The organism is Actinoplanes subtropicus, assembly GCF_000721705.1.
Lineage (GTDB): Bacteria > Actinomycetota > Actinomycetes > Mycobacteriales > Micromonosporaceae > Actinoplanes > Actinoplanes subtropicus.
The window spans coordinates 1-16955 of sequence record NZ_JOJL01000068.1; the positions used below are offsets into that span (position 1 = coordinate 1).

The window sequence follows — 16955 nt, forward strand, 5'->3', positions numbered from 1 at the left end:
GGCCCAGCACGACACCACTACCAGCATCACCAGGGAACAAACCTGATCAACCAACACCAATCACCCGACTTGACAACGGGCTCTTACGTTGGTCAGTCGTGGCGGTAGTAGGGCTCGGCGGCCTCCAGCCTGGGCGCCGCCACGCCCAGCCGGCGTGCTTCCGCGAGGGTGTCGCGGCAGACCGCGCGCAGTTCTTCCGGGTTGGCGTGCACCTCGAACAGCAGGCGCACCGGCGGGACGTGACCGAACAGCCAGGCGAGGGCTGGTGCGGTCAGCCAGGCCGGCGCCCGGACCGGGAGCACGCCGGCCCGATGCCGACGCAGGTCGATGCCGCGGGCCTCGACGAGCGGCAGCAGTTCCCGGGTGGCCAGCAGCGCCTCGCGTACGCTGCCCGGCGCCCCCGCGAGCGCGGCCAGCGAGCCCAGTTTCAGGCTCTGGGTGTGCAGGCCCGCGTTCTGCACGAAGTGGATCCACAGCCAGCCCCGGAAGTCGGGCTGCTCCCGGAAGCGGAATCCGGCCTGCCGGAACGCCTGCCGGACGGCTTGCTCCCGCTCGGTCGGCGGCCGGCCGAGGGTGCCGAAGAAGACCGTCGGCAATACGGCCCCGCGCAGCACGCCGTCGTTGCCGAAGCCGCCGCCGGCGCCGGGGAAGCCCCAGGCCACCTGGCCGGCCGGGAAGGGCTCGGCGGCCACCGCCGGGTCGGCCCACAGGTTGCTGAAGACCAGCACCGTGGCGCGGCCCAGGCGGGGGCTCAGGAAGGCGGCGGCCTCGGCGAAGGCGTAGTGCTGCACGCTGAGCACGATCAGATCGAAGTCGTGGCCGGGTTCCAGCGCTTCGCGGTAGCGCACCGGCCACCGCTCGCTGACGCGCTGCCCCCGGATCCGGCGTCGCGCGTCGAGCAGGTCGAGGTCGATCGCGTCCCCGTACGCCGCGGCGCGACCCGGCCGGACGTAGAACTCGACCTGGTGCCCGGCCCGCTCCAGGGCCCACCCGTGGATCGTGGCGATGACGCCCCGGCCGAACATCAGGATCTTCACGCGGCACCTCGCGGCCTATAATCGGAGGTCATCTCCACTTGCAGAATATGGAGATAGTTTCCACTTGTCCAGGAGGGCTGCGCGTGACCACCGACAAGCGGCTGCGCGCCGACGCCCGGCGCAACCGCGACACTCTGCTCGCCAAGGCCCGTGAGATCTTCGAGGCGGGTGGCTTCGACCTGCGCTTCGACGACTTCGCCCGGCTGGCCGGGGTCGGCGTCGGCACGCTCTACCGCCACTTCCCGACCCGGGAGGCGCTGGCCGAGGCGGTCTACCGCGAAGAGGTGGCCACGATGTGCGCCCACGCTCGCGAGCTGGGGGCGACGCTTCCCCCGGCGGAGGCGCTGGCGGCGTTCCTGCGCGGCTTCGTCAGCCATCTGCACGCCCACCAGGGCCTCGCTCGCACGCTCGCCACGCTCATGGCCACGCGGCCGGGGGCGCTGACTTCGGGGGCGCTGACTTCGGGGGCGCTGACCAAGGGGAGCGAGGCGCTGGCGCAGGCCATCGGCGAACTGCTGGCCGCCGCGGCCGCCGACGGCACGATTCGCGACGACGTGGGCGTCGGCCCGGTCATGATGGCGCTGCACGGCATCTCCGCGGCCTACGACCGCCCGGGCGGCCCGGCCGACGCGGACGGTGTCGTCACCCTCGTGCTCGACGGCTTGCGCCACCGACCGCCGGCCACGGACCAGCTCCCCGACCTGTCGATCCGGGCGGGGTGACCATGGGCCTGTCCGGCGGGGACCGTGCGCCCTGCCGCCGGCGGGTCGCCCGGGCCGATTGCCCGGTGCACATCGTGCGCCCGAAGCGCTGATCGGCGCCGTCGACCAGAAAACGGGTCAGAAGACGGCGAGGCCATGGTCATGGAACTGGCCTCGCACCCGTTCGATCGTGGCCACCGCGGGCGGCTGCGTGCCGGCCAGCGGGAACGGCAACCCCAGCGCCTCGTACTTCGGGGCGCCCATCCGGTGGAACGGCAGCACCTCGACCCGCTCCACGGTGGGCACCCGTTCGGCGATGGCCGCCACCGCGTCGACGTTCGCGGGGTCGTCGGTGAGCCCGGGGACGAGGACGAAGCGTACCCAGATGGAGATGCCCTTCTCGGCGAGGCGGTGGGCGAAGCGGATGGTCGGGCCGAGCCGGCCGGTCCGGGTGACCTTGCGGTACGTGGCCGGGTCGCCCGACTTGATGTCCAGCAGTACCAGGTCCACGGCCGACAGCAGCTCGTCGTCCGCCCGGTCGCCGAGGAAGCCGCTGGTGTCCAGGGCGGTGTGCAGCCGCATCTCGTGGCAGCGGCTCAGCACCTCACGGGTGAACGCGGGCTGCAGCAACGGCTCGCCGCCGCTGAGGGTGACCCCACCGCCGGCGACCTTGATGAACCGTTCGTATCGCCGGACGGAGAGCACGAGGTCGTCGGCGGTGACCGGATGGCCGCCGCGCCGGTACCAGGTGTCGGGGGAGTGGCAGAACTGGCAGCGCAGCGGGCAGCCGGCCAGGAACGCGACGAAGCGCGTCCCCGGCCCGTCGACGCCGGTCGAGACCTCCCACGAGTGCAGGCTGCCGGTGGTGGTCACAGCGAGCCGTGGAACGTACGGGAAATGACGTCCTGTTGCTGTTCCCGGGTGAGCCGGACGAAGTTCACCGCGTAGCCCGATACCCGGATGGTGAGCTGCGGATACCTGTCCGGGTGGGCCATCGCGTCCTCGAGGGTGGCCCGGTTCAGGACGTTGACGTTGAGGTGGAAGCCGCCCGCGTCGGTGTAGCCGTCCAGGATCCCGGCCAGGTTCCCGATCCGCTCTTCCCGGGAGTGGCCCAGCCCGTCGGGGGTGACCGTGGCGGTCAGCGAGATGCCGTCGCGGGCCTGCCGGTAGGGCAGCTTCGCGACCGACAGGGCCGCCGCGACCAGCCCGTGCCGGTCCCGGCCGTTCATCGGGTTCGCGCCGGGGGCGAACGGCTCGCCTGCCCGCCGGCCGTCGGGCGTGTTACCGGTGTGCTTGCCGTACACAATGTTGGAAGTGATGGTCAAAATGGAGAGACTCGGCTCCGCCTTGCGGTACGTGGGCTGCCGCCTGATCTTGGCCATGAAGCGCTCGACCAGGTCCACGGCGATCGCGTCGGCCCGGTCGTCGTTGTTGCCGAAGGCCGGGAAGTCGCCGTCCACGGCGTAGTCGACGACCAGCCCGTCCCCGTTGCGCAGCGCCTTGGCCTGGGCATACTTGATCGCGCTCAGGCTGTCGGCGGCGACCGACAGGCCGGCTATCCCGGTGGCCATGAAGCGGTGCACGGGATAGTCGTGCAGGGCCATCTCGAGGCGCTCGTAGGCGTACTTGTCGTGCATGTAGTGGATGACGTTGAGCGCGTCGACATAGGTCTCGGCGAGCCAGTCGAGAGTGCGATCGTAGGATTTTAGAACCGTATCGAAATCAAGGACGTCATCCGATATTTCCGGGAATGACGGCATCACTTGCGCGCCGGTGATTTCGTCGCGGCCGCCGTTGATCGCGTAGAGCAGCGCCTTCGCCAGATTCGCCCGGGCGCCGAAGAACTGCATATCCTTGCCGACCCGCATCGCCGAGACGCAGCAGGCGATCGCGGTGTCATCGCTGTAGGCGGGCCGGATCAGCTCGTCGTTCTCGTACTGGATGGCGCTGGTGTCGATGGAGACCTGCGCGCAGAACCGCTTGAAACCCTCGGGCAGCCGCGGCGACCACAGGACCGTGAGGTTCGGCTCCGGCGCCGCGCCGAGGTTGTACAGCGTCTGCAGGTAGCGGAAGCTCGTCCGGGTCACCAGTGGCCGGCCGTCGCAGCCGATCCCGCCCAGCGCCTCGGTCACCCACGTCGGATCCCCGGAGAACAACTCGTCGTACTCCGGCGTCCGCAGGAACCGGACGATCCGCAGCTTGATCACGAAGTCGTCGACCAGTTCCTGGGCCTGCTCCTCGGTGAGCGTGCCCTCCTCGATGTCGCGCTGCAGGAAAACATCGACAAAGCTTGACGTACGCCCGAGCGACATGGCCGCGCCGTTCTGTTCCTCGGTCGCGCCCAGGTAGGCGAAGTACAGCCACTGGATCGCCTCCCGGCCGGTGGCCGCCGGTCCCGAGATGTCGTAGCCGTACCGGTCGGCCATGTAGCGGAGGTCCTCCAGGGCGCGGATCTGCTCGGCGAGCTCCTCCCGATCCCGGATCACGTCCTCGGTCGACGGCCGGTGATCGAGCGTCGCCTTGCGCCGGGCGCGCTCCTCGATCAGCCGGTCCACGCCGTACAACGCGACCCGCCGGTAGTCGCCGATGATCCGCCCGCGGCCATACGCGTCGGGCAGCCCGGTGATCAGGTGCGAGCGGCGGGCCGCCTTCACGTCCTCGGGGTACGCGTCGAAGACGCCGTCGTTGTGCGTCTTGCGGTACTGCGAGTAGATCGTCCGCACGGTGGAGTCGAGGCTGTAGCCGTACGCGGCGAGGCCGTTCTGCACCATCCGCAGCCCGCCGTTCGGCATGATCGCCCGGCGCAGCGGCGCGCTGGTCTGCAGCCCGACGATCAGCTCGTGGTCCTTGTCGAGGTACCCGGGCGCGTGCGAGGTGATGGTGGACGGGGTGTGCGCGTCGACGTCGTAGATGCCGCGGCGGCGCTCCTCCACGAACATCCGCTCGAGCTGGCGCCAGATCCGCCGGGTGCGGTCGGTGGGCCCGGCGAGGAACTCCGGGCCGCCGTCGTACGGCCGGAGGTTGTCATGGATGAACCGGCCGACATCGATCGTGTCCCGCCACCCGTCACCATGGAATCCACGCCAGCCGTCGTGCGATGCGCTGCCCATCGGCCCTCCTTCGTCTCGTTCCAGCCTGGCCGGATCGGCGCAGCGGGGTCAGGGCCGAAGGTCCCGGTTCAGCCGGCGGCCGCTTCGAGGGCGGCGCCGGCGGTCAGGGGCGGTGGGCGCGGATGATCGCGGCGTGCAAGCCCTCGGCGTACGGGCTGATGAATTCGATGTTGATGTCCGTGAAGCCGGCCGCGTTCAGGCCGTCGATGTACTCGGCTCGGGAGAGGGCGCCGGCGATGCAGGCCGACCAGTCACCGGCCATGCCGCGCTGCTCCGGCGTGATGTGGTCCTCGGCGACGACGTCGGAGATGCCGATCCGGCCGCCGGGGCGCAGCACACGGTGCATCTCGGCGAAGACCGACGGCTTGTCGGGGGACAGGTTGATCACGCAGTTGGAGATGACCACGTCGACCGAGGCGTCCGGCAGGGGGATGTCCTCGATGTGGCCCTGGTGGAACTCGACGTTCGTGGCGCCGGCCTCGGCGGCGTTGCGGCGGGCCAGGGCGAGCATCTCGTCGGTCATGTCGAGGCCATGGGCGGTGCCGGTGGGGCCGACCCGGCGGGCCGAGAGCAGGACGTCGATGCCGCCGCCGGAGCCCAGGTCGAGGACCGTCTCGCCGGGGTGGAGGTCGGCGACGCGCAGCGGGTTTCCGCAGCCGAGGCTGGCGCGCAGGGCGGCTTCGGGTGGCTCCTCGCCGGCGTAGAGGTCGTCGCTCCAGCATCGGCAGCCCTCGGCGGCGCGGGTGGCGGCGTCGGCGTAGTGGGCGCGGACCTGTTCCCGGATCGCGGCGCCTTCGACGGCCGGGGGCGGCCGTGCCGCAGCAGCCGCCCGCGGCGGTCAAGGGTAGGTCGGCGCGGATGTCGGTCATGGCGGCTCTCCTCGAGACGGAAGACGGTCGGCGAGGCCTCGATTTCGACAAGCATCGGATTCGACGCCTCTCGAAATCGAGAGTGCCACGCGGATTCGATGCCTGTCAAACTCGATGGACGTCGAAACCGGCTACCGGCGGCCGGTCCGTCGCCGCATGAAGCGCTGGATCCGGCCGTCCTCGACCGCCCGTTGCCACATCTCCGTCACCCGCGGCTCGGCCGGGCCCGGGATGCCGGCGTGCAGCTGCGCCTTGGTCAGCCGGAACGTGTCGGCCGGGATCCGGGTCAGCTCGCGGGCCCGGGCGATCGCGGCCGAGATGGTGCCGATCTCGTCGATGTGGCCGGCGTGGAGCGCGTCCTCGGGCCGCAGGGTCGCGCCGGACAGCACCGCTCGACGCGCTGCCGGCTGGCCCCAGGCGTACGCGAGGATCTCCAGCGCGATGGTCGGGAACGGCACCCCGACCAGCAGCTCGGTCACCCCGATCGTGCCGGCGGTCATCACCCGCTGGTCGCACGCGGCGGCCAGGATCGCGCCGCCGGCGATGGCGTGCCCGTTGATCGCCGCGACGGTCGGTTTTCCGAGGCCGAAGACGGCCAGGAAGGCCGCCTCCAGCGCGGGGAGGAACTCCTGCCCGTACGCGGCGCCGCCGTCCAGGATCCGCCACAGGTCGACGCCGGCCGAGAAGGCCGGGCCGTCGCCGGTGAACACGACGGCCGTGGCGTCGCCGCGGTCGAGCTCGCCGAAGGTCTCGGTGATGGCGTGCAACAGTTCGAGATCGAGCGCGTTGACCTTGCCGTGGGCGAGCCGGACGATCGCGATCCCGTCCTGGTCCTCGACGTGAATAGACATCAGCGGATCTTCCCAGCCCGGCCGCGGAAGCAACAATAGTCAGCTCGCCGTACGCACCGGGACGAGCCGGTTCAGCAGCCACTCGGTCAGCCGCTCCGGCGGCTGCGGACGGCTCAGGTGGTAGCCCTGGACCAGGTCGCATCCCCACTCGTCGAGGCGGTCCAGCGCCGCCTGATCCTCCACGCCCTCGGCGATCATTCGCATGCCGAGGTTGTGCGCCAGCTCGACGGTGCTCTTCACGATGGCCGCGCTGCGCGGGTCGGTGTCGCAGTGCGCCACGAACGCCCGGTCCAGCTTCAGGTCGTCCAGCGGCAGCGCGTGCAGGTACGCCAGGCTGGAGTAGCCGGTGCCGTAGTCGTCCACGGCCAGCCGGATGCCCATCTCCCGCAGCTGGGTCAGGATCGCCGTGGCCCGCTCGGCGTCGCGCATCAGGACCTCCTCGGTGACCTCCAGATGCAGCGCCTCCGGCGGCACCCCGTGCCGGGCGAGCGCGTCCGCGACGTACGCGGGAAGGCTGGTGTCCTGCAGGTTCGAGGCGGACAGGTTCACCGCCACGGTCAGGAACAGGCCCTGGTCGCGCCAGGCCCGGCACTGGGCGAGCGCGATCTCCACCACCTCACAGGTGAGCCGGCCCATCAGGCCCGCGTGCTCGGCCAACGGCAGGAACTGGTCCGGGAAGACCAGCCCGCGGGTGGGGTGGTTCCAGCGGACCAGCGCCTCCACCCCGGCCACCGTCCCGTCCGCGACCAGCAGCTGCGGCTGGTAATGCAGGGTCAGCTCGCCGCGGTCGAGGCCGGCGCGCAGCTCCTCGAGCGTGGTCAGCCGCTGCCGGGCGGTGTCGTCGTCCGCCCCGCCGGTCGCCACCTCGACCCCGGAGTGCTCGCCCTTGGCCAGGTACATCGCGCTGTCGGCGTGCCGCATCAGCGCCGACCGGTCGGTGCCCTGCTCGGGGAAGACGGCCAGGCCGATGCTGGCGTCCGCGTGCAGGTCGAGCTGTCCCAGGTCGAACGGGCGGCGCAGCGCGTCCAGCACCCGGTCGGCCATCTCCCGGGCGGCCTCCGGATCCGACTGCGGCAGGATCATGCCGAACTCGTCGCCGCCGAGCCGGGCCAGCACCCCGGCGTGGCCGACGGCGTGGGTCAGCCGCTTCGCCACCAGCTGCAGCAGCGTGTCGCCGACGTGGTGACCGAAGCTGTCGTTGATCTCCTTGAACCGGTCCAGGTCGATGATCGCCACCGCCATCGGCGCCGCCGGGTCGCGGTCCTCGAGGAAGCGGTCCAGGCTCTCCAGGAACCCGCGGCGGTTGGACAGCTGGGTCAGGTCGTCGGTGCGGGCCAGCCGCAGCGCGTCGGCCAGGCCCTCGACCGCCCGGACGGTCAGCACCATCCGCACGATCGCCGCCATGATCGCGGCGCCGGCGAGCATGCTGCTGACCCGCGGCGGCACGACGTCCCGCAAGCTGCCGTACAGCAGCAGGGCCATCGAGGCGCAGGCCAGCACCGCCGGCAGCGCCACGCCGACCAGGGCACGTTCCGGGCGGCGGTCCGCCTCCGGGCGCGGTCGCTGCCAGGCGGCCGCCGCGATGACGGCCAGCGCGACGGTCCAGAGCAGGTCGGTCCAGGCGCCGGGCAGCGAGACACCGATCGCCGTCTCGTACATGTGCAGGCCGTTGGCGGCCGAGTTGATCCCCATGCCGGCCAACAACAAGATCCACATTCGTTCCGTACGCCAGCCGCTGAGCGCCCACGCCCCCAGCAGGACGCCGGCCAGCACGATGTCGGCGGCCGGGTAGGCCACGCTGACGATCGCCGACCAGAGCGTTCCCGAACCAACCCCAAAACCGGTCAAGAACATGACTGAGGCGTACGCCGCGGCGCAGGCCGACGCGATCAGCCCGTCCAGCCAGGTCGCCGCGGAGATCCCGGAGCGGCGAGCCCGCAGCAGCCGGACCACCGCCGCGTACGCGAACGGGTAGTAGCCCAGCCACATCACGTCGGCCGGCGACGGGAACGGCGGCGGGTCCAGCTTGACGAGGAACGCCCACCAGTAGATCGTCCCGGCGGCGTACGAGCCCAGCCCGGCCGCCATCAGCAGCCAGGCGCCCCGGTCCTGGCGGACAAGCAGGGCCCGGCCCAGCACCAGCAGCGCGGCCAGCCCGTACAACCCGTCCTGGACGATGTTGTCGAACCAGGGGTGCGCGTCGACCCAGGACTGGAACGCCGGCACCACCTCCGCGAGCTGCGCGACCAGCAACAGGACACCCAGGCCGAACCCGGCCCGCACCCAGGCCAGCCCGCGGGCGGGTACCGATCTCACCGACGTCACGGTCCCAGGATCGGACAACTGGCCGGGGGAATGAACCCTTTCGCCGCCCGGCCGAATAATCAGACGGCGACATCCAGGTAGATTCGGTCATTCAGCTCGCCGACGTGGAAGTTCCGGACGCGATCGACCCCCAGCGCGATCGAGACATAACCCTCGTAGTCGCCGACGATCCCGTACGCCTGGACGTGGGCCAGGCCGGTGCGGTGGATCCCGGTCACGGTCGGGGTGCCGTTCTCCCGGTGCGCCTGGGCCGGGTGCAGCGTGATCAGCAGGAAGGCCTTGCCGGGTATCGACACCGGTTCGCCGGAACCGTCCCGGCGTACCTCCGGAACGTATTTGACCGAATAGCCGGGCGGGGCGCCCGGGATGTCCAGGACGACCCGGTCGTAGCCGTCGTGCGCGGCGTAGCGGACCCCGGTGACCACCGGAACCGGCGGAACCGCCGGCGAGTGCGGGACGGTGGTCGGGGAGCTCGCCCAGGTGGTGACGGTCTGCCGTGCCTCGGTGGTGACCGGCGTGCCGGTGGCCACCGGAGGCGGCGTGGTGGCCGGGGGCGGTGTGGCGGGGGAGGAGCCGCCGGCGCAACCGCCGGCGACAGCGAGTGCGGTGACCAGGATGAGTGCGTTGATTCCCTGCATGGCCGGGGCCTCCGTCGATAGTGCGGCGTGAGACCAGGCTAGGCACCGGCGCGGCCCGTTGTAGTCACGGATTCGTGACAGCCTGTGATCAGGTCCGTTCGAGCCGCAGCGCGAGCGTCGGACAGTTCGCGACCGCCCGGGCGGCCGCCGCGGCCAGGCGGCGGGGAACCGGGGCGGTCAGCACCGGGTAGCCCCACTCGTCGAGGTCGATGAGCTCCGGCAGAAGTTCGGCACAGAGGCCGTGGGCCGTACAGGCGATCGGATCGACCCGCAGCCGGCGCTCGCTCATCGCCAGCCCGCCGGGGTGGAGTCGCCGGACGCCGGCAGTCGCAGCCACGCCCGGCCGTCGCCCGGGCAGGGCCGGCCGTGCGCGTGCCCGCGGAAGTCGTCGGCGAACGTGTCGAGGGCGCCGCGGACGAACCGGGCGAAGCCGTCGGGATGTCCGCAGGCGCCGCGCCCGGGCAGCAGCCCCAGGCGCCGCCGCAACCGCCGCATGATCGTCATCGGGTCGCCGGCCGCGCCGCTCAACGACCACAGGTCGGCGGCGACCGCCGGCAGGCCGAACATGCACGGCCCGCACTGCCGTGCCGACTCCGCGGCCAGGTAGCTCGCGATCCGTGCGGTCTCGGTGACCCCGCAGACGCCGGCCGGCATCGCCAGGACCGTGCCCACGCCGAGGGCGGCCCCGGCCTTCCGCAGGTCGGCATGGTCGAGCCGGACGGCGGCGCCCGGCTCGGCCGGCAGCCACCCGCCGCCGAGGCCACCGACCAGCAGGGCCCCCACCGGGCCGGTCCGGCCACCGGCCAGCTCGAGGATCTCGCCCAGCGTGGTGCCGAGCGCGACCTCCAGGACGCCGGGGTACGCCACCGCGCCACCGACGGTGACCAGGGTGGTTCCCGGAGAGTCGGCGGTGCCGACCGCCCGGAACCAGTCCGCGCCGTACCGGGCGACCAGGGCGACGTGCGCCAGCGTCTCGACGTTGGCGATCATGGTGGGGCGGCCGCCGACGCCGCGCTCGTACGGCCTCGGGGGCTTCGCGGTCGGCCGGGCGGTGCCGGTGTTGATGAAGTTGACCAGTGCCGACTCCTCGCTCGCGGCGTAGCGGCCCGGTATCTCGACCAACCGGGCCGCGCGCCCCTCCTCGCCGCGCTCGGCGACCGCGACCCGTAGCGACGGCGCGATCGGGTCGCCCCGGTGCACGCACAGGAGCACCTCGTCGGCGCCGAGCGAGGTGGCGACCGCCAGCGCGCCGTCGAGCACCAGGTGGGGCGCCAGTTCGAGGAGTACGTGATCCTTCCCGCTCACCGGCTCGCCCGCACAGCCGTTGGCGACGACGACGGGCCGGCCTCCGGCGGCGGCCACTGCGGCGATCTTGCGGCCGGTCGGAAAGCCCGCGCCGCCGCGCCCGCGCAGGCCGGAGCGGGTGACCGGGTCGATCAGGCCCGCCTCGCCGGGCGCCGGCAGCGGGCCGAAATGTGCCCGGTGTGCGGCGAGGCCCGGGCCGTGCTCGGTGGGCGCGCTCAGCAGGCGGGCGACGCCCGCCAGCGTTGCCTCCTGCTGCGGGCCGATCATGACGTCACCCGCCCGCCACGCCGGGCCGTGGTGTCCGGGTGCACCGAGAGCAGCCGCCATGCGATCGCCCCGGCCACGACCAGGACGCAGCCCACGTCGAGCGCGATGACCCAGACGGTGTGCCGATCGGTGGTTCCGGTGCCCAGGCCGTGCAGCAGGGCGACCGGCCAGCAGAGATAGCTCGCCCAGTGCACCAGGCGCCAGAGACGGGCACCGAGGCGTTGCCGGAGGAGGCTGGTGGCCAGGATCGCGAGGAACAGGTCGCCGGCCACCGCGCCCAGCCCCAGCCAGAGCGGCCGGTAGACCGAGCCGAACGGCACGATCGCGTCCAGCCAGCCGATTCCGGCGTACGGGTCGATCACCGCCGTGGCCACGTGCACGGTCAGGAAGACCAGGGAGATCAGGGAGAGGTTGCGGTGCACCGCCGCGACGGCGAAGCGCGGCCAGCTGCGGGAGAACAGCCGGCCAGTGTTCAGCGCGCCGAGCACGACGGTCGCGGACAGCAGGAGAAGCGAGACCAACCCGGTCGCGCGGCTGCTGTACCAGAGCGCGTGACCGATCACCGGACCGGCTCCTGATCCGGCCAGCCCGCGACGGTCAGCACCCGGCCGTCCACCGCCACCAGCCGCGCCGGCATCGCGCGTTCCGCCAGCCAGGCGGGCGCCGCCGCGCCCAGCACGATCGCCGCCGTGCTGGCGGTGTTGGCGTCGACGCACGAGGCCGCCGCCACCGATGCGGTGCGCCAGACCGGCACCACCGCGTCGCCGGTACGAGGATCGACCAGGTGGTGGACGATCCGGTCGGCGCGCCGCCAGCGCCGGCGGGTCGTGCTGGAGGTGGCCAGGCCGCCGGCCAGGATCGCGACGGTGACCGCCGGGTCCCGCTCCGCGGCGAGGTGGTCGTCGCCGATCGCGACCCGCCAGCCGCCGAGCGGGGCGTGCCCGGCCGCCGCGAGGTCGCCGCCGAGGCTCACCAGCACCCCGCAGCCCGCGTCCCGCGCCGCCGCCGCGGCCGCGAGGTCGGCGGCCAGCGCCTTGGCGGTCGACCCGAGGTCGAGAAGGATGCCGCGGGGCAGCAGGACCCGCCGGGAGCCCGGCTCGCGGCGCAGCCGCCACCAGCCGGGAGCCGGGAGGCCCGGCCCGGCCGGCCGTGGATCGCCGTCCCGGACGAGGGCGAAGTCACGGTCGTAGCCGAGGGCCCGAACCGCGGCACCGACCGTCGGGTCGACCAGGCCGTCGGTGAGCTCGGCCGCCCGGATCGCGACGTCGAGGGCCTGGGCGAGCAGCGGGCTGACCGCGGCCGGGCGACCGGCACGCCGGTGCAGCCGGCTGATCTCCGAGTCGGCGCGGAAGCGGCTGCACGTCCGGTCGATCTCGGACAGGATCCGCCGGACCGCCCGCTCGGCCGGCGCCAGTCCGCTCGGATCCGCCACGACCAGCACGGCCGTGGTGCCGAGGGCGTCGAAGCGGAGCCGGCCGGGCGCCGGCGCGAGGGTGGTCACGAGCCACCCGAGGTGGCCTGCTGCCCGCCGTTGCCGACCGGGACGGGTGGCGTCGTGGGCGGCCGGAGCCGGGGGGTCCTGGTCGTGCGGCGGGCATGCGGCCGGGCGGTGCCGGCCTCGTCGTCCGGCGCTGCCCGGCCGCCGGAAGGTGAGGGCGGCGCCGTGCCGGCCGGCGCACCGCCGGTCGCCGCGCGATCGGACGCGGGCGCCGCCGCCGGGGGCACCAGCGCGATCGCGGTCGCCACGGCGAGACCCGCCGACCCGGCGGCCGACCACACGGTCACCGCCCGGACCCGGCGCAGCCCGCGATCGCGGACGGCGAACCTGCTGGTGTGGGCACCTGACATGGGATCGGGTCCTCCTCGGCTCGCGGCTGGTGAGCGTTTCCACCCAGCATCGCCCCGGGTTTCTTCGGGTTCTCGAAGAAACCCGCATGGGGAATCCGGACTGACATCGACTATCATCTATGTGCGAGCGAGCCCTTCCATTAATATCCGTGAATGTCTATCCAGGGGAGGTCGCGGATGCGCGGGAATCGCTTCACCGAGGTTGTCTGGGCGCTGTTCCGAGTCGTGATCGGACTGCTGTTCGCGCTGCACGGGGCGTCGACGGTGTTCGGCGTCTTCGGCGGCAACCGGGGCGGTGGGCACGCCGCGCCGGTCGGCAGCTGGCCCGGCTGGTACGCCGGGGTGATCGAGCTGGTGTGCGGCCTGCTGGTGCTGATCGGCCTGCTGACGGTGCCGGCCGCGATCCTCGCCTCCGGCTCCATGGCGTACGCCTACTTCACCGTGCACCAGCCGCACGGGCTGCTCCCGCTGCAGAACGGCGGCGACGCGCCGGCCCTGTTCTGCTGGGCCTTCCTGGCCATCGCCGTGGTCGGTGCGGGTCCATGGTCGGTCGACGGCCTGCGCCGCCCGCGAGCACGAGCGACGGCGCTGGAGACGGCCGACGCCTGAGGGGTCTTTCGGCCCCTGCCGTACGGCCGATCCTGTCTCATGCTGAAGGCCATGGCGAAGAGTCTGAGCGACAACGTTGCCGCGCTCCTGCCGTTGGTCCTGCTGGCCGTGGCGTTCGTCGGATACTGCCTCTACGATCTTTCCCGCCACCGGGTGCGCCGCCTCGGGTTCAGCGGCGACCTGGGTCGCGCGGACCACCCGCTGCTCACCGGCCCGGAGCCGGCGCCGGCCGTGGACGCGATGGTCGTGGAGTCCACGTACGGGAATCGGAACCATCCGCCGCGCGACCTGGAGCGGCTCGCGGCTCCGATCCGGCGTGCCCTCGCCCGCGGTGGCGTCGTGGTCGTCCCGGCGTTCGCGATCGACCGGACCGAGGTGCTGCTGATGGCGCTTCGCGAGCTCATGACGGCCGGCCGGCTGCCCCCGGTACCGGTTTTCGTCGACAGCCCGATGGCCCTGGCCGCGCTGCAGGTGTACCGGCGGGCGGTCCGGGAGGGCGCGCCGGAGATCCGGCCGGAGGTCCGGCGCAGCTCCACCGATCCGTTCGACCCCGGCGACCTGCGCCTGGCGGGCACGGCAGAGGAATCGCCCCGGCTCAACGACCCGTCAGCACCCTGCATCCTGCTGTCCGCCTCGGGCATGGCGACCGGCGGCCGCGTCGTCCACCATCTCGCGCACCTGGCACCGGAGCCGCGCAACCTGATCCTGCTGCCCGGCTTCCAGGTGGCCGGGACCCGAGGCCGAGCCCTGCTCGACGGCGCGCGGACGCTGAAGATGTACGGCGGGTACGTTCCGGTACGCGCCGAGGTGGTGGCGGTGGACGACTTGTCCGCACACGCCGACGCCGACGGCCTCCTCGCCTGGCTGAAGACGGCGCCGGCGCCGCCGCGTACGTGCTATGTGGTGCACGGCGAGTTGCCCGCCTCGGCCGCCCTGGCCGACCGCATCGATCGGGAACTCGGCTGGTGCGCGGTCCGGCCGCGCGATGCGGAGCGCGTGCTCGTGTGAGTCGGTCCACAACGGACTCGGGATCAGGAGGTGGCCGCCGTGTTCGGCTCGATCGAGGAGCGCGACGAGATGGTCGCGGCCCGCATGGAGAACGGCGTGCGCGACTCGATGGAGCGGCTGGCCGGGGTGTTGGGGTAGGACACCCGGCCCAGGCCGGCGCGTGATCAGCAGGAAACCGAGACAGCCGCCGGCTCTGGGCCGCGGACCGGCCCCGTTTGACCAACTGCCGCAATCACTCATCTGGACCTCGTCGAGACCACGCCGTTCCCGGCGGCGGCGTCGTCCACGTCTACCGATCCCAGCACTCCTTGGAAGGGGCACCTCATGGGCATAGTGCAGGCGCAGGCGAACATGTCTCTGGACGGGTACGTCGCCAAGCAGGACAACACCATCGGCCGGTTGTTCGACTGGTTGCAGAACGGCGAGGTCGCGATGCCGACCCCGGCTGGGGACTTCACCCTCCACCTCACCCCGCAGAGTTCGGAGCACATGCGGCGCTGGGTGTCTTCGTTGGGCGCGCTCGTCTGCGGCCGGACGCTGTTCGACGTGACGGACGGCTGGCACGGCCGACACACCTTGGACGTCCCGGTTGTCGTGGTGACCCACCGAATCCCGAAGGACTGGGTCGACGCCCACCCCGACGCGCCGTTCTCCTTCGTCACCGACGGGGTGGCGGTCGCGATCGCGCGGGCCCAGGAAATCGCCGGCGACAAGGTCGTCGCCGTCACCGGGGGAACCATCGCCCGGCAGTGCCTGGACCTGGGGCTGCTGGACGAAGTGGCCATCGACCTGGTGCCGGTGCTGACGGGCGCCGGGAACCGGCCCTTCTTCGGCGAACTTTCCGCAGAAGAAGTCCTGCTCGGCAACCCGACGCTGTGCGTCCAAGGCGACCGGGTAACTCATCTCGTGTTCCCGGTTCGGCGGTGACCCGACGCAGTGTGATGGTGTGGCCGGTTACCAGCCGGCGCTGGTCCGGGTGGTGACGACATGCGCTGTCACCGCTGGTCCGGGCGACACCACCCGGACCGGCGGTGGCGGCTGTCAGCACCGCTTCCAGGCGATGTGGTAGACGGTGTCGATGCTGCCGTCGGTGGAGTCCATGGTCAGTTGGCTCGTGGATCGGCGGACGTCGGACCGGCCCGCGTTGACGCGCAGTTCGGTGTTGATGTTGAGGTAGCGCTGCTCTCCGCAGGGCAGGAAGGACAGGGAGCTGACTCCGACGGTGTCGGTGCGCTGCCAGTCGCCGTCGGTGTAGCCGGTGAAGTCGTGCCGGATCCTGGTGGTCCGTGGTTCGCCTTGGAAGTAGTAGCTGGCCAATTGGGTGCCGGAAGCGCCGCGTTCGAGGTGGGCGTAGCCGCGGTAGTCGACGCCGGCGATCGCGTAGGTGTAGCCCTGCGGCACGTGCACGTTCAGGGCGAGCTGGCAGTTCTTGCGGAAGTCGGTTGGCATGGTGCCGGCACCGGTCTGCGCGGTGAACTGGCTGTAGGTGAGCGTGAAGGCCTTGCTGTCCGGGGACACCGTCGCGTCGGCGGTGCCCCACGGGCAGCCGGAGCCGTTGGCCGCGACGACGTCGATGGTCATCGCATCGTTCGACCACGGGCCGGTCGTGGCCGAGGCCGGAGCCGTCGTCGCGAGGCATGCGGTGAGCGCCGCGGCGGCGCTGGTGAGCAGCGTTTTGAGCATGTTGTTCGTCCTTACGGGAATGGGGTGGTGCCGTGGGGCGTCCACAGAGGTCGATGACCTTGGCCACCCTGCCCCAAGATAGTTTTGTCCGGGTCTGTCCCGCAGGAACTTGACATTGGGCGTGCTCACGGAAGGGTGAACCTCGTCGGATTGCTGGACGATCAGATGATCCGTGCTGGCCGTTTGTCCAGGAACCGCATCGGTCATCCGGATGATGCCTGGCGGTGGACGCGATCGTTTTCGATGGGACTCGGCCTGCTGGGCACCGCGACGGCCGGCGCCGAACCGCCGGTACGGCCGAGGTCGCCCTCGATCGGCTGTGCCGTCATTGAAGCGAAATTCAAGGCTTGTTGCACGCGTCCTCGTCAATGTTCGATACGCACGCCGGCAGGACACGGCCGACCGGCGGTAACCGGGCGGTATCCGCATTCACTCACCATTGGCATCCAGGCGCGGGCTGCATCGACTCGTGCGTATTCTCGTCGGTGCGTTCGACACGAGCAGCAGTGTGACCCGGACGCGGCACCGTCCCGAATCGAGGGACGGACGGGGTATATCTACTTCTGGCGCCATTGCATTCGGGCTGTCACACGATTCACTTCCATTGAAGTTCCACCCCGGGACCGGACACCGGAGTTTCATGCCGCGAGGGCGATGGGTGGACGATAGCAGATACGTGCTTCGCGTGGTGTCTGGTAATTCGC

17 protein-coding genes are annotated in these 16955 nt (G+C 71.8%); 4 read left to right on the plus strand and 13 right to left on the minus strand.

Annotated elements, in window-relative coordinates:
- Window positions 1-92: 92 nt before the first annotated feature.
- Window positions 93-1037, minus strand: a complete 945-nt coding sequence (locus tag IH26_RS0150620; protein WP_030443493.1) for a ketopantoate reductase family protein — start codon at window positions 1035-1037, stop codon at window positions 93-95.
- A gap of 83 nt (window positions 1038-1120) precedes the next feature.
- On the opposite strand from IH26_RS0150620, the gene IH26_RS0150625 reads away from it, so the two are divergent.
- Window positions 1121-1759, plus strand: a complete 639-nt coding sequence (locus IH26_RS0150625; RefSeq protein WP_034218080.1) for a TetR/AcrR family transcriptional regulator — start codon at window positions 1121-1123, stop codon at window positions 1757-1759.
- A gap of 117 nt (window positions 1760-1876) precedes the next feature.
- Here IH26_RS0150625 and pflA read toward each other — a convergent pair whose 3' ends face one another.
- From pflA to IH26_RS63685, 11 genes are all read right to left on the minus strand, one after another.
- A complete protein-coding gene (gene pflA, locus IH26_RS0150630; protein WP_030443495.1) occupies window positions 1877-2611 on the minus strand; it encodes a pyruvate formate-lyase-activating protein in 735 nt (244 codons plus the stop codon).
- Window positions 2608-4848, minus strand: a complete 2241-nt coding sequence (gene pflB, locus IH26_RS0150635) for a formate C-acetyltransferase (RefSeq protein ID WP_030443496.1) — start codon at window positions 4846-4848, stop codon at window positions 2608-2610. Before pflB ends, pflA begins: the two co-directional genes overlap by 4 nt.
- A 103-nt stretch (window positions 4849-4951) precedes the next feature.
- Window positions 4952-5632: an arsenite methyltransferase gene (gene arsM / locus IH26_RS0150640; protein ID WP_030443497.1), complete on the minus strand. Its 681-nt coding sequence runs from the start codon at window positions 5630-5632 to the stop codon at window positions 4952-4954.
- Between the two features lie 216 nt (window positions 5633-5848).
- The gene (locus tag IH26_RS0150645) at window positions 5849-6568 is read right to left on the minus strand and encodes an enoyl-CoA hydratase/isomerase family protein (RefSeq protein WP_051810017.1); all 720 of its coding nucleotides are present in this window, start codon (window positions 6566-6568) and stop codon (window positions 5849-5851) included.
- A gap of 39 nt (window positions 6569-6607) precedes the next feature.
- A complete protein-coding gene (locus IH26_RS0150650; protein WP_051810019.1) occupies window positions 6608-8884 on the minus strand; it encodes a putative bifunctional diguanylate cyclase/phosphodiesterase in 2277 nt (758 codons plus the stop codon).
- A 68-nt stretch (window positions 8885-8952) separates the two neighbouring features.
- The gene (locus tag IH26_RS56900) at window positions 8953-9531 is read right to left on the minus strand and encodes an AMIN-like domain-containing (lipo)protein (protein ID WP_051810021.1); all 579 of its coding nucleotides are present in this window, start codon (window positions 9529-9531) and stop codon (window positions 8953-8955) included.
- 88 nt (window positions 9532-9619) lie between these two features.
- The gene (locus IH26_RS0150660) at window positions 9620-9820 is read right to left on the minus strand and encodes a ferredoxin (protein WP_030443501.1); all 201 of its coding nucleotides are present in this window, start codon (window positions 9818-9820) and stop codon (window positions 9620-9622) included.
- A complete protein-coding gene (locus tag IH26_RS0150665) occupies window positions 9817-11103 on the minus strand; it encodes an NADH-ubiquinone oxidoreductase-F iron-sulfur binding region domain-containing protein (protein WP_051810023.1) in 1287 nt (428 codons plus the stop codon). The genes IH26_RS0150660 and IH26_RS0150665 overlap by 4 nt, the downstream gene beginning before the upstream one ends.
- On the minus strand, window positions 11100-11666 hold the full coding sequence (locus IH26_RS0150670) for a ferric reductase-like transmembrane domain-containing protein (RefSeq protein ID WP_030443503.1): 567 nt from the start codon (window positions 11664-11666) through the stop codon (window positions 11100-11102). The genes IH26_RS0150665 and IH26_RS0150670 overlap by 4 nt, the downstream gene beginning before the upstream one ends.
- On the minus strand, window positions 11663-12604 hold the full coding sequence (locus IH26_RS0150675; protein ID WP_030443504.1) for an FAD:protein FMN transferase: 942 nt from the start codon (window positions 12602-12604) through the stop codon (window positions 11663-11665). The genes IH26_RS0150670 and IH26_RS0150675 overlap by 4 nt, the downstream gene beginning before the upstream one ends.
- Window positions 12601-12951: a hypothetical protein gene (locus IH26_RS63685; protein ID WP_030443505.1), complete on the minus strand. Its 351-nt coding sequence runs from the start codon at window positions 12949-12951 to the stop codon at window positions 12601-12603. The genes IH26_RS0150675 and IH26_RS63685 overlap by 4 nt, the downstream gene beginning before the upstream one ends.
- A 177-nt stretch (window positions 12952-13128) precedes the next feature.
- Here IH26_RS63685 and IH26_RS0150685 point away from each other — a divergent pair, with 177 nt between their 5' ends.
- From IH26_RS0150685 to IH26_RS0150700, 3 genes are all read left to right on the plus strand, one after another.
- Window positions 13129-13560 carry a DoxX family protein gene (locus tag IH26_RS0150685; protein WP_030443506.1) on the plus strand — a complete coding sequence of 144 codons (432 nt, stop codon included), beginning with the start codon at window positions 13129-13131 and terminating at the stop codon, window positions 13558-13560.
- A 51-nt stretch (window positions 13561-13611) separates the two neighbouring features.
- The gene (locus IH26_RS0150690; protein WP_084599845.1) at window positions 13612-14568 is read left to right on the plus strand and encodes an MBL fold metallo-hydrolase; all 957 of its coding nucleotides are present in this window, start codon (window positions 13612-13614) and stop codon (window positions 14566-14568) included.
- A 324-nt stretch (window positions 14569-14892) separates the two neighbouring features.
- Complete coding sequence (locus IH26_RS0150700) at window positions 14893-15495, plus strand: dihydrofolate reductase family protein (RefSeq protein WP_030443508.1); 603 nt, start codon at window positions 14893-14895, stop codon at window positions 15493-15495.
- 114 nt (window positions 15496-15609) lie between these two features.
- On the opposite strand, the gene IH26_RS0150705 is transcribed toward IH26_RS0150700, so the two are convergent.
- Complete coding sequence (locus IH26_RS0150705) at window positions 15610-16251, minus strand: DUF4360 domain-containing protein (protein ID WP_030443509.1); 642 nt, start codon at window positions 16249-16251, stop codon at window positions 15610-15612.
- Between the last annotated feature and the right edge of the window lie 704 nt (window positions 16252-16955).

What these genes read in the sequence shown, in the direction of transcription:
- pflB (WP_030443496.1), bottom strand. Translation starts at nt 4,848, where the DNA reads ATGGGCAGCGCATCGCACGACGGCTGGCGTGGATTCCATGGTGACGGG.
- IH26_RS0150700 (WP_030443508.1), top strand. Translation starts at nt 14,893, where the DNA reads ATGGGCATAGTGCAGGCGCAGGCGAACATGTCTCTGGACGGGTACGTC.
- IH26_RS56900 (WP_051810021.1), bottom strand. Translation starts at nt 9,531, where the DNA reads ATGCAGGGAATCAACGCACTCATCCTGGTCACCGCACTCGCTGTCGCC.
- IH26_RS0150665 (WP_051810023.1), bottom strand. Translation starts at nt 11,103, where the DNA reads ATGATCGGCCCGCAGCAGGAGGCAACGCTGGCGGGCGTCGCCCGCCTG.
- IH26_RS63685 (WP_030443505.1), bottom strand. Translation starts at nt 12,951, where the DNA reads ATGTCAGGTGCCCACACCAGCAGGTTCGCCGTCCGCGATCGCGGGCTG.
- IH26_RS0150705 (WP_030443509.1), bottom strand. Translation starts at nt 16,251, where the DNA reads ATGCTCAAAACGCTGCTCACCAGCGCCGCCGCGGCGCTCACCGCATGC.
- IH26_RS0150685 (WP_030443506.1), top strand. Translation starts at nt 13,129, where the DNA reads ATGCGCGGGAATCGCTTCACCGAGGTTGTCTGGGCGCTGTTCCGAGTC.
- IH26_RS0150690 (WP_084599845.1), top strand. Translation starts at nt 13,612, where the DNA reads ATGGCGAAGAGTCTGAGCGACAACGTTGCCGCGCTCCTGCCGTTGGTC.
- IH26_RS0150660 (WP_030443501.1), bottom strand. Translation starts at nt 9,820, where the DNA reads ATGAGCGAGCGCCGGCTGCGGGTCGATCCGATCGCCTGTACGGCCCAC.
- IH26_RS0150645 (WP_051810017.1), bottom strand. Translation starts at nt 6,568, where the DNA reads ATGTCTATTCACGTCGAGGACCAGGACGGGATCGCGATCGTCCGGCTC.